16 protein-coding genes are annotated in these 15,717 nt (G+C 36.0%); 2 read left to right on the top strand and 14 right to left on the bottom strand.

Features of this window, described 5'->3' with window-relative positions; genetic code table 11:
• Window positions 1-2: 2 nt before the first annotated feature.
• Window positions 3-1,544 (bottom strand): ArnT family glycosyltransferase, encoded by a 1,542-nt coding sequence (locus LX80_RS13480; protein ID WP_170120467.1) that lies wholly within the window; start codon window positions 1,542-1,544, stop codon window positions 3-5.
• Window positions 1,545-1,855: 311 nt separating this feature from the next.
• On the opposite strand from LX80_RS13480, the gene LX80_RS13475 reads away from it, so the two are divergent.
• Window positions 1,856-3,088 (top strand): glycosyltransferase family 9 protein, encoded by a 1,233-nt coding sequence (locus LX80_RS13475; protein WP_111297178.1) that lies wholly within the window; start codon window positions 1,856-1,858, stop codon window positions 3,086-3,088.
• Window positions 3,089-3,106: 18 nt separating this feature from the next.
• Here LX80_RS13475 and aroQ read toward each other — a convergent pair whose 3' ends face one another.
• From aroQ to uvrA, 10 genes are all read right to left on the bottom strand, one after another.
• Window positions 3,107-3,526: a type II 3-dehydroquinate dehydratase gene (gene aroQ, locus LX80_RS13470; RefSeq protein ID WP_111297177.1), complete on the bottom strand. Its 420-nt coding sequence runs from the start codon at window positions 3,524-3,526 to the stop codon at window positions 3,107-3,109.
• Between the two features lie 113 nt (window positions 3,527-3,639).
• On the bottom strand, window positions 3,640-4,749 hold the full coding sequence (carA, locus tag LX80_RS13465) for a glutamine-hydrolyzing carbamoyl-phosphate synthase small subunit (RefSeq protein ID WP_111297176.1): 1,110 nt from the start codon (window positions 4,747-4,749) through the stop codon (window positions 3,640-3,642).
• Window positions 4,750-4,883: 134 nt separating this feature from the next.
• A complete protein-coding gene (gene rplQ, locus LX80_RS13460) occupies window positions 4,884-5,432 on the bottom strand; it encodes a 50S ribosomal protein L17 (RefSeq protein WP_111297175.1) in 549 nt (182 codons plus the stop codon).
• 82 nt (window positions 5,433-5,514) lie between these two features.
• Entirely contained in the window at window positions 5,515-6,516 is a 1,002-nt protein-coding gene (locus LX80_RS13455) for a DNA-directed RNA polymerase subunit alpha (protein WP_111297206.1), read from the bottom strand.
• Between the two features lie 79 nt (window positions 6,517-6,595).
• The gene (gene rpsD / locus LX80_RS13450) at window positions 6,596-7,201 is read right to left on the bottom strand and encodes a 30S ribosomal protein S4 (RefSeq protein WP_111297174.1); all 606 of its coding nucleotides are present in this window, start codon (window positions 7,199-7,201) and stop codon (window positions 6,596-6,598) included.
• 89 nt (window positions 7,202-7,290) lie between these two features.
• A complete protein-coding gene (gene rpsK, locus LX80_RS13445) occupies window positions 7,291-7,701 on the bottom strand; it encodes a 30S ribosomal protein S11 (protein ID WP_111297173.1) in 411 nt (136 codons plus the stop codon).
• Window positions 7,702-7,849: 148 nt separating this feature from the next.
• Window positions 7,850-8,230: a 30S ribosomal protein S13 gene (rpsM, locus tag LX80_RS13440; protein ID WP_111297172.1), complete on the bottom strand. Its 381-nt coding sequence runs from the start codon at window positions 8,228-8,230 to the stop codon at window positions 7,850-7,852.
• Between the two features lie 30 nt (window positions 8,231-8,260).
• Entirely contained in the window at window positions 8,261-8,377 is a 117-nt protein-coding gene (ykgO, locus tag LX80_RS13435) for a type B 50S ribosomal protein L36 (protein WP_026774906.1), read from the bottom strand.
• Window positions 8,378-8,421: 44 nt separating this feature from the next.
• Entirely contained in the window at window positions 8,422-8,640 is a 219-nt protein-coding gene (gene infA / locus LX80_RS13430) for a translation initiation factor IF-1 (RefSeq protein ID WP_111297171.1), read from the bottom strand.
• Window positions 8,641-8,763: 123 nt separating this feature from the next.
• Window positions 8,764-11,601, bottom strand: a complete 2,838-nt coding sequence (gene uvrA / locus LX80_RS13425; RefSeq protein ID WP_245898065.1) for an excinuclease ABC subunit UvrA — start codon at window positions 11,599-11,601, stop codon at window positions 8,764-8,766.
• Between the two features lie 307 nt (window positions 11,602-11,908).
• On the opposite strand from uvrA, the gene LX80_RS13420 reads away from it, so the two are divergent.
• Complete coding sequence (locus tag LX80_RS13420; RefSeq protein WP_111297170.1) at window positions 11,909-12,487, top strand: sigma-70 family RNA polymerase sigma factor; 579 nt, start codon at window positions 11,909-11,911, stop codon at window positions 12,485-12,487.
• An 8-nt stretch (window positions 12,488-12,495) separates the two neighbouring features.
• On the opposite strand, the gene LX80_RS13415 is transcribed toward LX80_RS13420, so the two are convergent.
• The 3 genes from LX80_RS13415 to purQ form a co-directional block, all read right to left on the bottom strand.
• Window positions 12,496-14,463, bottom strand: coding sequence for a protein-disulfide reductase DsbD family protein (locus LX80_RS13415; protein WP_111297169.1), 1,968 nt, complete (start codon window positions 14,461-14,463; stop codon window positions 12,496-12,498).
• Between the two features lie 94 nt (window positions 14,464-14,557).
• Window positions 14,558-15,007, bottom strand: a complete 450-nt coding sequence (locus tag LX80_RS13410; protein WP_111297168.1) for a protein-disulfide reductase DsbD domain-containing protein — start codon at window positions 15,005-15,007, stop codon at window positions 14,558-14,560.
• A 48-nt stretch (window positions 15,008-15,055) separates the two neighbouring features.
• A complete protein-coding gene (gene purQ, locus LX80_RS13405; protein WP_111297167.1) occupies window positions 15,056-15,715 on the bottom strand; it encodes a phosphoribosylformylglycinamidine synthase subunit PurQ in 660 nt (219 codons plus the stop codon).
• Window positions 15,716-15,717: the final 2 nt, after the last annotated feature.

Here is a 15,717-nt window from a genome sequence, read left to right as displayed (position 1 = left end):
AACTATAAAGCTATGGGTTGTGGTAATGCTTTACAGTTTTTCATTCTATATATATAAAAATAACGAACTATTTTTCCGCCCCGTATTTGCGGTATTATTTCCGGTTGCTCAATAACAGAAAAATATTGCGCAAAAGCTTCATTAGGATTGAAAGGCAAGTTTGAGGGCACAACACAATAGGCATCATCACCAATTTTCAAGGGCTTTCTATCTTTATTCAACCATGCAAATTTGTGAATTTCATCTAAGGGTCCAATGGCTAACACTCTGTGTCCTGTTATTCTATGCGTGTAATACTCTAAATGTCCACCCGGAAACATTTTTCCCACTATAATAGGTGCATCAGGTTGCATAATGCCTTTTGCAATATCATGTTGCATTAAAGTATCTAACTCATGGCTAAAATGGTTCCAACCACTTACATCTAATGTTGGACAATATTCCCCAAAGTTGGCCTTATCCTGACTACCTAAGTTAAAAGGCGCTAACTGAACTATAAATACACCTAATATTAAAACACCCAGCAATAAGCCATAAGCCGTTTTTAAAAATGCAGGCACCACTTTTACCGATTTTTCTTGCAAATAAACGGCAGCAAAAAAATACAAAGGAATATAACCGGGACCACTCCAATGCGGCAGCGTTGCATTAAATAAGGAAATACCCCAAAACAACGCAATCATAGGGATACTCATACACACTAACCAAGTGTTAATGGCATTGTTGAAAATAGCTTTTCTATTTTTAATAGCATAAATTAAAGCCACTACAATAAGTACAAATACCACAGGATTTTGATAAGCAAATTCACCTAGTACTTCACGGAAAAAATCATCAATATGTAAGGAAGTGTGGGTTACCCTTTCAGAATGGTAACGATAGGTAATAAAATTATTTTGAACATTCCACCAAACAATGGGTATTACAAACAACAAGCTGATTATTACACCTGCATATAAACGATAATTCAACAGCCATTTAGGTCTTTTAATTAAAATAAATAATCCAAAACCAGCCCACAAATACAAACCATGTACTTTGCTGTATAAAGCCATCCCAATCATTAATCCCAACAAAAGCCACAACCCAAGCGATTTTTCTTTATTATTCACAATAAGCACCGCCATGATATATAGTGCCGCCGTCCAAAATACCATTTGCGGACTATCGGGCATTATAAACATTCCGGCAATGATAGCGGTATAAATGGCGCAATTGTAAATAAGTGCTGCATACCAGCCCACCACTTCATTCTTTAATAATTTCCCTGTTTTAAAAATGAATAATGTGGCAACTGCACCGGATATAATAGCCCCTAACCGCATACTTACATCGTTTACCCAGTGCATATGAAAGGTAGATAATTCAATTAAAAAGCCTACCATGGGCGGATGATCAAAATGATTCCAATCGGGCTGAATAGCATACATCCAGTAGTACGACTCATCAATTCCCAATTCTACAAATAAAGAAAGGATGATTTTAATGGCGATTGTAATGAAGATGAGCCGGTAAACTAATTTGTTGTATGAAATTGCCTGCATGAAATTCATTTAATTCAGCAAAAATAATTGATGTAGCATTAACCCTCTATCTTAGAAGAAATGGGTTTATTCTATCTGGAAAAAAGGTTCACATGGGTAGCATTACAATTTTCTTACTTTTGCACTTTCAATTCACCGTATTTTTTTGATTAATTTTAAAGAAAGTAGCCCCAACTGTTTGTTGCAATAGCTTTTACATGCAATTGCATTGAGCATGACTTATATTCCAATACCGGGAATATAAACACATTTTTTAATGCGATAACGGATGAAAAAGATAAAACAAACAGCTCGGCAAAAATAAAATTTACATGAAAGTAGATACCATGCGTGAAATAGATAGGTATGCGGGCGTCCCCCTTACTTTTCTATTGTCTATTGTTGCTTCTATAGCCCGAATTTTTAGAAAAATTCCAGCGAAACCTAACTTACAGCGCACCCTTTTTATCGAATTATCGGAAATGGGTAGTGCCATCATTGTTGACCCTGCCATGCGGAAATTACAACAAGAAGCACAAGCAGAAATATTTTTTGCCATTTTTAAATCGAATAGTAAAAGTTTGGAAATATTGAATACAGTTCCTGCTGATCAAATTTTCAAAATGCGTTCGGAAAATATTTTTGTTTTAACAGTTGATGTTTTTCGGTTTATAGGTTGGTGCAGAAAGAAAAAAATAACAACTGTGATTGATTTAGAATTATTTTCCCGATTTACTGCCATACTTACTTTTTTTTCAGGCGCACTATCAAGAGTAGGGTTTGCCAGTCCGCACGATGAAGGCTTGTATAGGGGGAACCTCATCAATTACCCGGTGCGTTATAATCCGCATGTACACATAGCCGTAAATTTCTATTCATTAATTAATACGGCATTGGGCTATCATGACACATTCTATGCCACTACTCCGGTTCATTTTAATGACATTCAATTACAAAAAGCAGCAATAGATGAACAAGCAGTGCAACAAGTAAAAGCTAAAATAAAACAGCTTTATCCTGCTTATACCAATCAACCGATTTACCTGTTAAATGTAAATGCATCTGACTTATTACCTCAACGCAAATGGCTACCCGAACGCTTTGCAGAAATTGCTGAATTGTTATTACAGGCCGACAAAACTTGTATTGTACTGGCAACAGGCGCCGCAGCGGAGTATGAGTATGTAGCCAATGTTGTGAATATGGTAAAGGATGAACGTTTTGTAAACTCAGCAGGCACCTTTAAATTTGAAGAATTGGTCCCCCTGTATTCAATTGCACAATTCATGCTAACCAATGATTCAGGCCCTGCCCATTTTGCCGCTGTTACTAATTTAAAAGTGTTTGTAATTTTTGGCCCGGAAACCCCGCATTTATATTTACCATTGGGTGGAAATGCCACGCCTATTTATTTAGGTTTACCTTGTTCGCCCTGTGTAAGTGCCACTAACCACAGAAAAACAACGTGTATTACCCGCCCCTGCATCACCGGAATTCCTACACAAATGGTATGGGGTTATTTGCACAATTTTTTACAGCAACAAAAATTAGTAGAAGTTGGTTGATTTAAAATAAAGAAAGGTTTATTGTTCACTTAAAAACCGAACAGCCAAATCATATCCCTTTAAGCCCAAGCCAATAATGCTGCCTTTTGCTTTAGCACTTACATGAGAAATTTTTCGAAAATCTTCTCTTGCATGTACATTGGAAATATGCACTTCAATAACGGGGGCTTTAATGGCGGCAATTGCATCGCCAATGGCTACGGAAGTGTGCGTATATCCACCCGGGTTTAATATGATGCCATCATAGGTAAATCCATATTCTTGTAACGCATTAATTAATTCGCCTTCCACATTGCTTTGAAAATAGGTAAACGTAATGTTAGGAAAATTACCTTTTAACTGTTTCAAATAATCTTCAAAAGTTTGGCTACCATACACATCAGGTTCTCGCTTTCCCAATAAATTTAAGTTAGGTCCATTAATAATGGCAATTTTCATATTATGCAAAAATTTATTTTTTTAAAATGGTCTTTGCAAATATTACAAAATAAAACCCATATTGCTGAAATAGTTTACAATATGGGTTAATAGTGGTAAAGCAACTAATTTACTTAGTTTTTATGCTGTTGCACCAGTGCAATAAAATCGTCGAACAAATAACGAGAGTCATGTGGACCCGGTGTTGATTCGGGATGGTATTGCACACTAAATGCAGGTTTATTTTTCAACCGAATACCTTCAATACTTTCATCATTCAAATTAATATGCGTGATTTCAATATCAGGATGTGCTTTAACTGCATTGGGTTCTACTCCAAATCCATGATTTTGAGTTGTAATTTCCGATTTGCCGGTGATTACGTTTTTAACCGGATGATTTAAACCTCTATGGCCATGGTGCATTTTAAAAGTAGGTATGCCATTGGCTAATGCCAATAATTGATGGCCCAAACAAATGCCAAACAAAGGTTTGTTTTCAGCTAATAAGGCTTTTACGGTTTCTACAGCGTAAGGCATAGCTGCAGGGTCACCTGGGCCATTGGATAGGAAATAACCATCGGGTTTCATTTCCTGAATTGTGGCAATGGGTGTTTTAGCGGGAAATACTTTTAAATAAGCACCACGTTGTTCTAAGTTTTTTAAAATATGGTGTTTAACACCATAATCAATAACAGCAATTTTACAACTGGCTGTTTCTGGATTTCCCATTTCATAAATTTCGGTGGTACTAACAGTACTGGCTAATTCCAAACCATTCATATCAACACAAGCATCTAACACCTTCTTTAATTCATTCAAATCGGTTATTTCTGATGAAATAACACAATTCATGGCGCCTTTTGTGCGAATATGTGTTACCAATGCCCTGGTGTCAACACCCTCAATAGCAACTATTCCATTTTGCTCCAAGTATTGTTGCAAGGAAGCTTCCGCCAAATAACGGCTGTATTGTTCTTCTAAATTCCTTCCAATTAAACCTTTAATTTTTATACTATTACTTTCTGTATCAGAACTTTTTACCCCATAATTACCAATATGCACATTATTCATAATAATAATTTGCCCTGCATAACTGGGATCGGTAAATACTTCCTGATAGCCTGTCATACCGGTATTAAAACAAATTTCGCCGGCAGTGGTACCAATTTTGCCAAAAGCAAAACCATATAATACAGTACCATCGGCTAATAATAAAATGGCGGGGCGTTGTTCCTGGTTCATGTTGTATGGAAATTGTTGTGCAAATAAAATTGTTTTTATTGGTGTTTTACTGAAAAAGTTTTCCTCAAATACGCACACACATAAAAAAAGCAAGACGGTAAAGTCTTGCTTTGATATGTTATTAAAGTATTCACTTATTCAGCTGCTTTATTTTCGGTTGAAGTTGTTTCCGGTGCGGCTGCTTCAGTAGAAGTGGTTTCAGTAGCTGCTGCTGAATTTTCAGTGGCAGTTTCTGCAGATTTTTTAGGACGACCTCTTCTTGTTTTCTTAGCAGGTTCAGCAGCGGTTTTAACAGCTTTACCGTAAATTTCGTTGAAGTCAACCAATTCAATCATTGCCATTTCACCGTTATCACCGGGACGAATACCTAATTTAATAATACGGGTATAACCACCGGGGCGAGAAACTATTTTAGGAGCTACAACTGTAAATAATTCTTTTACGGCTGCTTTATTTTTTAAATAGCTAAACACAATTCTGTGTTGATGACTAATTTGTTCTTTTGTTTCACCTTTTTTAGTTTTAGTTAATAAAGGTTCAACATAAGTACGTAAAGCCTTGGCTTTAGCTAAAGTAGTAACAATACGCTTATGTGTAATTAAAGCGGTGGCTAAGTTGGCCAAAAGCGCATCTCTGTGAGCTTTTTTGCGGCCTAGGTTTTTAATTTTGTCTCCGTGACGCATGACTTTTTAATTTTGAAGCTTATACCGTGTCAGGAATTATAAGCTGTGAATAAATAGAAATGTTTATTCGAACACTTCTGTATTAGTTATCAAGATTATCTAATCCTAATTTTTGTAAATCCATTCCGAAATGCAAGCCTCTTTCGTGTAAAACCTGCTCAATTTCAGATAAAGATTTTTGACCGAAGTTTCTAAACTTCATTAAGTCTTCTTGTTCGTATTGAACCAATTCACTTAATGAATTAATTTTAGCAGCCTTCAAGCAGTTGAAAGCACGTACAGAAAGATCTAAATCTTCTAAAGGTGTTTTCAATACTTTGCGTAACTGTAAAACTTGTTCATCAACCACATCCTCTTTCTTATCTTCTTTATTATCGAATGTTATATTTTCATCGGTAATAATCATTAAGTGCTGAATTAAGATGCGAGATGCTTGCTTAACAGCTTCTTCAGGATGTATGGTGCCATCGGTAGCTACTTCCAAAATTAATTTTTCGAAGTCAGTTCTTTGTTCTACACGATAGTTTTCGATTGAATAGCGAACATTCTTAATAGGAGTGTGAATTGAATCTATGGCAATGTACCCAAATGGAGCATCCTTAGGTTTGTTTTCTTCAGCAGGTACATAACCACGACCTTTGGCTATGGTTAATTCAATGTCTAATTTAGCGGTAGTATCCATGGTGCAAATAACCAAATCAGGGTTCATTACCTGGAAACTGGCAGTTGCAGCACCAATCATACCTGCGGTAAATTCAGTTACACCTTTTACAGACAAGGTAACTTTTTCAGAAGTAACATCTTGATCGGTTGTACGTTTAATTCTAACTTGTTTTAGGTTAAGAATCATTTCCGTAACATCTTCAGTAATGCCTTTAATGGTAGCAAACTCATGATCTACACCATCAATTTTAATACCTACAATGGCAAAACCTTCTAAGCTACTTAATAATACACGACGCAAAGCGTTACCAACCGTTAAACCATAACCTGGTTCAAGTGGGCGAAATTCAAATAAGCCTTCGAAATCAGTTGCTTTTTGTAAAACAATTTTATCGGGCTTTTGAAAGTTTAATATGGCCATATTAAAACTTGGTTTTTTATTTTTCATCAATCTTAATACAAGATTGAAAAATTTGGTTTGTAAGAATGTGCTGAAAGAATTATTTAGAATACAATTCCACGATTAATTGTTCTTTGATATTTTCAGGAACTGCTTCTCTTTCGGGGTAGGTAATGAAAGTACCTTTTTTCTCGCTTTCATTCCAATCTAACCAGCTTATCTTAGCATTTTTTCCGCGAACTTTACTGGTTATAGAAGAGTTTGCAGCACTTTTGGGTTTATAGCCAATAATATCGCCTGGTTTACATATATATGAAGGAATATTCATGGTTTCACCGTTTACGGTAATATGTTTATGGGAAACCAACTGACGAGCTTCAGGACGAGAAGCGGCTAATCCTAAACGATATACGGTATTGTCTAAACGAGCTTCTAATAATTTAATTAAGTTTTCACCTTTTACACCTTTCATTCGTGAAGCCTCTTCGAAGTGTTTGCGGAACTGACGTTCTAAAACACCATAAGTGTACTTGGCTTTTTGCTTTTCTTTTAACTGTAAAGCATATTCGCCTAAAGTTTTACGCTTCTTAGAAGCACCATGCTGTCCGGGAGGATTGCTGTTTTTGTCTAAATATTTGGCATTTCCTAAAATAGGTTCGCCAAACTTTCTGCAAATTTTGGTTTTTGGACCTGTGTACCTTGCCATAAATAATAAAATTTGTGATTTTTTAGTGACGAACAGGTATCATTAAAAATCTAAAATCAATACCTGCCCCTTGTTTATGAAATAAAAAATTAAACTCTACGTTGTTTGGGCGGACGACATCCGTTGTGGGGTATAGGCGTAATATCTTTTATAGATGTAACCTCAATACCATTTTGAGCAATAGAACGAATGGCACCTTCCCTACCGGCACCGGGTCCTTTAACATAAACATCCACTCTTTTCAAACCGGCTTCTGAAGCAACTTTTGCAGCATCGGCAGCAGCCATTTGTGCAGCATAAGGTGTATTCTTTTTTGAACCACGGAAACCCATTTTACCAGCAGATGACCAGCTTATAACCTGACCTTGCTTATTGGTAAAAGAAATAATAATGTTGTTGAAGGTAGCGCTGATATGAACGTCGCCGGCAGCATCTACTTTTACAATTCTTTTTTTGGCTGCAGCTTTAGCGCTGTTTTGTGCTTTTTGTGTTTTTGCCATAACTTTTTTGTAGGTGATCGTTAAAAATTCATGTTTAAAAACTTCATTCAAGAAGTTCGGATGTAATTCTCCTCCTGTGTTTCAGGTATCCAATACTACATCCTATAAAAAAAGAAACTTCCCTGAACAACAGGGAAATTCCAATTATTTATTTCTTAGCTGCTTTTTTCTTACCGGCAACTGTTTTACGTTTACCTTTACGAGTGCGGCTATTGGTTTTAGTACGCTGGCCACGAACAGGTAAGCCTTTACGATGGCGCAAGCCTCTGTAGCAAGCAATATCCAACAAGCGTTTAATACTCATTTGCACTTCACTACGTAACTGACCTTCTACCTTAAACTCATTAGTAATGGTATTTCTGATGGCTGCTAACTCATCATCATTCCACTCACTTACTTTTTTATTGTAATCAATGCCACATTTGTCTAAAATATAGCGGGCAGTTGAGGGGCCAATACCATAAATGTAGGTTAAACCTATTTCGCCTCTTTTGTTTTTGGGTAAATCTATACCGGCAATACGAGCCATATCTAAATTTTAATTTTATACGTTCAATAATTATCCCTGACGTTGTTTATAACGAGGATTTTTTTTGTTAATAACATACAGCTTGCCTTTGCGTTTTACGATTTTGCAATCGGCACTGCGTTTTTTAATTGAAGCTCTTACTTTCATAAAAAGGTGTTTTGCTATTCGCTTAAATTGAATTCCCTATCATTTTATTTGTATCTGAATATAATTCTACCTCTTGATAAATCATATGGACTCATTTCCACACCCACTTTATCTCCTGGCAATATTCGGATATAGTGCATACGCATTTTTCCTGAAATAGTAGCCAAAATTTCGTGGCCATTTTCCAATCTAACTCGAAACATTGCGTTACTCAATGCTTCAATGATAACTCCATCTTGTTTAATCAAAGGTTGTTTCGACATACAAATTTTGGGGCTGCAAAGATATACTTATACAACCGAAATATGAAAATTTTAATAAAAAAAATGTTCTTTTTTTATGTTTTTTATGGGATTACCCCTTTAAAATGTGCAAAATTAGGGTTTTTAGAGGAACTTTCCGGTATAACTATCTTTAATATCTTTTAATCCGGCGGGTGTACCGGCATAAACCAAATACCCCCCTGCATCCCCAGCTTCAGGTCCTAAATCTATTACCCAATCAGCACACTTAATTACATCAGTATTGTGCTCAATTACTAGTATAGAATGCCCTTGATCAATTAAGGCTTTAAATGATAGCAACAATTTATTAATATCATGAAAATGTAAGCCGGTTGTGGGTTCATCAAATATAAATAAAATGTGTCCGTGCCCTTTGCCTTTACCCAAAAAGCTGGCTAACTTAACCCTCTGCGCCTCACCACCGGAAAGGGTACTTGATGACTGCCCCAGTTTTACATATCCCAAACCCACCTGCTGTAAGGGTAGTAATGCTTGAAATATGTTTTTTTCTTCTTTAAAAAATTCTAAAGCCTCATCTACACTCATTTCTAATACATCAAAAACAGACTTGCCTTTATAGTTTACTTCCAGCACCTCCTCCTTGAATTTTTTTCCATTACAAACTTCACAGGTTAAATGAATGTCAGCTAAAAACTGCATTTCCACTAATTGTTCGCCTTCACCTTTACATGCATCGCATCGGCCACCATCTACATTAAAAGAAAAATGTTTGGGCTGATAGCCCCTTATTTTGGATAAAGGTTGACGCGAAAACAAATCACGAATGGCATCATAGGCTTTAATATAGGTTACAGGATTACTGCGAGATGATTTGCCAATGGGATTTTGGTCAATCATTTCTATATGATCAATGTCCTGCACATTACCTGAAATGGTTTTGTGTAAGCCTGTTTTATCGGCCGGCTGACCTTTAAGCTTTAAAAGGCCCGGGTACAATATTTGTTTCACCAAAGTGGTTTTACCACTGCCACTAACACCACTTACTACACAAAATACATTTAAGGGGAAATGAACGGTTATGTTTTTTAAGTTGTTTTGTCGTGCCCCTTCAACCGTAATAAAATTTCCGGGTTTCTTGGTATGTGCAGGTGGTTCAATACGAAGTTCACCGGTTAAATATTTCCCCGTTAGGCTATTTTTATTTTGTATAATGGATGTATAATTTCCGGCAGCAATTACTTCACCCCCCAGATGTGCCGCCAATGGCCCCATATCAATAATATAGTCGGCTTCCCGCATCATCAACTCATCATGTTCAACAACAACAACGGTATTTCCTAAATCGCGAAGGTTTTTAAGCACTTTGATGAGTTTTTCCGTATCGCGTGAATGTAACCCAATAGAAGGCTCGTCTAATATGTACAAAGAATTGGTAAGATTACTGCCTAAACTCCGCGCCAATTGTATGCGTTGACTTTCACCACCGCTTAAGCTATTGGCTAATCGGTGCAAGGTTAAATAACCTAATCCAACATCTATCATGGTTTGTAATCGCTGATTAATTTCAAGCAGTACGCGCTTGGCTACTTGCTGTTGGTATTCTGTTAATTGAATATTGGTGAACCATTGCAACAAATCTTTAATGGGCATGGTACACAACTCACCAATATGCTTGTTATTAATTTTTACATACAATGCCTCTTTACGCAACCGATAGCCATTACAATCGGGACAGGTAGTACGGCCACGATACCTACTTAGCAAAACCCGATATTGTATTTTATATAAATTGTCTTCAACCTCTTTAAAAAATGCGTGTATTCCTAAAGCATTACCGGTTCCATTCCACAACTTATTATATTGCTCGGTTGTTAAGTCGGCAATGGGTTTGTGTATAGGAAAACCTTTTGCGTGTTGTATAAACTGCTCTTTCCACCAACTTAATTTTTCCCCTTTCCATGGTGCTACCGCCCCATCGTAAACACTTAAACTTTTATCGGGTATTACCAAATCTTCATCAATTCCCAACACTTGACTAAAGCCTTCACAGGTAGGACAGGCACCGTAAGGATTATTGAATGAAAACAAGTTAGGCACCGGCTCTTCAAACAAAATACCATCTAACTCAAACTTGTTACTGAAATGCATAACGGTTGTTTCATTTACTTCCAGAAACATTTCCCCTTCACCTTCATAAAATGCGGTTGTAATAGAGTCGGTTAACCGATGAATATCTTCTTCTTCAAATGCTTTTACAATAATTCGATCAACTAACACATAGGCCTTGGCAATATTTGCAAAAACGGTTTTTGCTAAAGCACCTTCATCTTCCAATAATTCTTCAATATCCAATAATCGCGCATTGTTGGCAGATGCTGCATTTTCTGTCAAATAAATTCTTGAGAAACCCTTTTGTACTAAAATATTTAATTCCTCAATAACGGAACGATGCGCATGTTGCTTAAACTGAAACAAAAGATAACATTTACTACCGTGTTTTAACTGTTGTATAGCATCAATCACATCATTAACATCATCTTTCTTAACCACCCTTCCGCTTATTGGTGAAATTGTTTCACCCACTCTGGCAAATAACAAACGCAAGTAATCATAAATTTCTGTCATGCTACCCACAGTGCTTCTTGGAGTACGGGTAATTACCTTTTGCTCTATTGCAATTGCCGGGCATAACCCTTTAATGTAATCCACATCAGGCTTTTCCATGCGCGACATAAATTGTCTTGCATAGGCACTTAAACTTTCCGCATAACGACGTTGTCCTTCTGCAAACAGCGTATCAATAGTTAATGACGATTTTCCGCTTCCGCTCACTCCCGTTACAACAATTAGTTGGTTGCGGGGAAAAGTTACGGTTATGTTTTTTAAATTATGAACACGGGCACCATGTACCAAAATATCATTTGTTGAAACCGGTGTTTCATCAACAATTGTCATTTTTTTGCTTTCCTTACTACGCATACTAATACAAATAAACACAATTATAGCTTTTATGTTGCAAGGCCCATTTTAAAATGTGCATATTGTAGAATACATTAAAATAGTTTTCAACATTAACCATAAATGTTTGTAAAAAAAAATAGGTTATTTAATTTCAAATTATTAAGCATAATTGAATAGCCTTTTGCAAACATCAAAACTAAATTGGCATTTAATAAATGTAAAGAAATAAAACACCCTAAAACCAAAATATATTTAAAAAATAATACATTTTTAACCATAAAAATCCAATGATTATTTTTTAAATAAAACCTTTAACAAACCTCTTATGAAATCGTTACAACATTTGCCCGACAATGATTTAATACACTCGTTTCAGGCGGGGAATCAAGCAGCTTTAGAACTATTGATAAACCGGCATAAAGAGAAGATATTTACTTCCATATTGTTTATGGTGAAAGATAAATATTTAACGGAAGATCTTTTTCAGGAAGTGTTTATTAAAATAATTGATACACTGCGCAGTAATCGATACAATGAAGAGGGTAAATTTATTCAATGGGCTTTGCGTATAGCCCATAACTTATGTGTTGACTATTTTAGAAAAATTAAACGCAACTCAATCATTAGCAGTGATGATAAAGATGTATTTGATTTATTAAATCTTACCAACGAAAGTGCCGATACCCGTATAGTACAACAACAAACCCGGCAAAAACTGCATTTAATGTTAAGCTGTCTTCCCGATGAACAAAGGGAAGTAATTGTGCTTAGGCATTTTGCTGATATGAGCTTTAAAGAAATTGCCAAAATTACCAATACCAGCATTAACACTTCACTTGGAAGGATGCGTTATGGCTTAATTAATTTGAGGAAAATGATGGTAGAAAACCAAATTGTATTATAGCTGATTGATTATTGCATCTTTTTTTCGAATGCTTCTTTTACGGCATCTAAGTGTTGAATAAATTTAGTAACATCAGGGTCATATCCATATTTGATATTACTTAGCGGCTCGCCATTTAAATCTAAAAACATATATAATGGTTGAGCATTTAACCCAAATTTGGTAACCTCATAGTTTAGATTTTTCTCACCTACCGTAGTAAGTTTAGCGCCATTGGGCAAAGTAACCTGTTCGTTTAAAGGCAACTCAGTGCTTTCATCAACATAAAGACTCACCAACACAAAATTGTTTTTAATTCTATCTAACACTTCAGGATTCTTCCAAACCTGCTCTTCCATTTTTCTGCAATTGGGGCAAGAATGGCCTGTGAAATCGAGCATGATGGGTTTTTTCAAAATTTTAGCAGCAGCCATTCCTTCATCTAAATCAAAATAAGCTGTTAACCCAAAAGGTACTTCTAAACGATCAGTATATTTTTGAGGCGGTAATGCTTTAGCTCCATCCGAATTAGACGAATGAAAGGAAGCGCCTTTCAAGTCATCAATTTTATATTTCAGATTGTCTAAATTAAAGTCCTGCGTAGTAGCCGGTGGAATAAAACCACTTAAGGGTTGCAAAGATGCACCCCATAAACCGGGTACCAAGTATAACGCAAATGAGAATGTAATGATGGCAAAAAACAAACGGGGTACCGTTAGGTATGGCAGGTCGCTATCGTGGGAAAATTTCAATTTACCCAATAAATACATCCCCATTAAAAAGAAAACAACAATCCAAAGTACCAAAAAAACGTCCCTGTTCAATAAATGCCAGTGATAAATTAAATCAACATTTGATAAAAACTTTAATGCTAATGCTAATTCAATAAAACCAAATACTACTTTTACCGAGTTTAACCATCCGCCACTTTTGGGTAATGCAGACAACATAGAAGGGAAAAAAGCAAACAATGAAAAAGGTAATGCCAACCCTACCCCAAAACCCAACATACCCAATACCGGCGCAATACCTACACCTTTTGTACTGGTTTGCCCCAATAAGGTACCTACAATTGGTCCGGTGCAAGAAAAAGAGACAATTACCAAGGTTAATGCCATAAAAAATATTCCGATTAAGCCGCCTTTGCCTGCTTTTTGGTCGGCTTTATTGGCCCAACTGCTGGGTAAATTCAGTTCAAAAGCGCCAAAAAAAGATATAGCAAATACAATGAATATAGCAAAGAAGAATAAGTTAGTAATGGCAGCTGTGGAAATAGTATATAAAATAGTATCGCCAAAAATTAGGGTTAACAATAAAGTAGGTATGGTATAAATGGCGATAATTGAAATAGAATACCACACGGCATTACGAACCCCTTCCGCTCTCGATTTACTGCGCTTTAGGAAGAAACTAACCGTTACCGGTATTAAAGGAAATACGCATGGGGTAATGATAGCTAATAAGCCGGCACCAAAAGTTAATAAAAAAATTGACCATAATGATTGTGATTTTCCATCACTTCCATTATCAGTTAAAGTGTTACCGTTTGCTGCAGGTATAATGACTTTTACTTTTTCCTCATTACTGGGATAATCATCGCCCTTTTTGCCCAGCCATACAAAACTGCCTTTTAATGTTGTACTGTCTTTTGTAAGATGCAATGGATAAATAAAAGTAACACTATCCATATACAGCGTCAATGAGTTGCCCGTTGCATCTTTTTGAAAAATGGGTGTACCCAATGTTTTTACTTTATTCAAAACAACCATTTGCGAATCAATTCCGCTTAAATGTAATTGTGCCGTAAATGGATTATTATTGGCTGTTTGCTCAGCAGCAAAAAAAGCTGTGCTGTCTGTACTTTTCAATTGTATTTTTAAAATACCGGAAGTATCGGTTAATCGCTCAGCTTGAATTTGCACACTAACCGAGTTCTGTGCATGAAGTGAAGACACACCCAATAATATAGTTATTAGCGTTGTAAAAAGAAACTTCATGCAATTAATTTTAATGGTACAAAAGCAGGAAATAAATTTTTAATGTATGATGATATCAATTTAGATGAAATCTTAAGTGAAAACTTTTGAGACATTAGAGTTTTATCTCAAAACTTTTTTTGGTGGGTGGCAAACATTGTTGATCATCACATACCATGTATTCTACAACACCGGAAACATTGGTTTTTACATTACCTTTTACTTTTACCAGTTGTTTAAAAACTACTTGACCGGAATAATACAATACATTGGTTTTAAAATTATTGTCGTAGGTTTTTTGAAGCTTTCCCACTTCTTGTGTCTTCCCGCTAAAATCAACCAATGGATTTTTCTTAAATGTAAAGTTGGTAGGAACGGGTCCACCGGCACCTGTGTTTTGCGAATAAATGTGCCAAGGTTTTTCAACAGTGGCAGTTATTACTAACTCATAAGTATCACCACTTTTCTTAACAGCCTCATATTTCCAACTTACAGGATCTTTTATTTGTGCATGTATGTAAGAAAAAAAGAACATTAAAGCAAATGCAAAAACAATTTTTTTCATAGCTTCTTTTTAAAATTTGAATTTATTAACACTTTAGATATTAATTTGTTAGGCAGTGAGGCCTAATAAAGCAAATATTTTTTTTCCATCTTCATTGCCCAAAAGCGGCGAACTTGCCCTTTCGGGGTGAGGCATCATACCAAATACGTTACCGGCTTTGTTCTTAATACCGGCAATATTCTGCAATGCACCATTCGGGTTAGCATCTGCAACTATATTTCCTGCTTCATCACAATACTGAAAAAGAATTTGATTATTTGCTTGTAATTCCTCTAAAACCTCATTAGAGGCGTAATATCGCCCGTCGCCATGCGCAATGGGAATGGTAAAAACTTCTTTTCCATTTGTAATATTTACATTTTTGCAAACGTACTTCTGATGGATATTCTGCAATAAAACACCGGGCAGCAAACCGCTTTCACACAAAATTTGAAAACCATTACATACCCCCAGTACCTTTCCACCCCTTTGCGCAAATTCAATAACACTTTCCATCATATTACTAAATCGAGCAATAGCACCACAACGCAAATAATCACCATAGGAGAAACCACCCGGTAAAACAATGCAATCATCTGTTGTAAACATGCTTAAATCCCTGTCTTTATGCCATAGCATTATTACTTCCTTGTTTAGGTCATTCTGTAATGCGTCTTGCATATCTCTATCACAATTCGATCCCGGAAATACTACAACACCAAACTTCATAT

It is taken from the genome of Hydrotalea sandarakina, assembly GCF_003254115.1.
Classification (GTDB): Bacteria; Bacteroidota; Bacteroidia; order Chitinophagales; family Chitinophagaceae; genus Hydrotalea; species Hydrotalea sandarakina.
The sequence above is the reverse complement of the archived record's forward strand: the minus strand, read 5'-3'. Positions and strand labels throughout refer to the sequence as shown.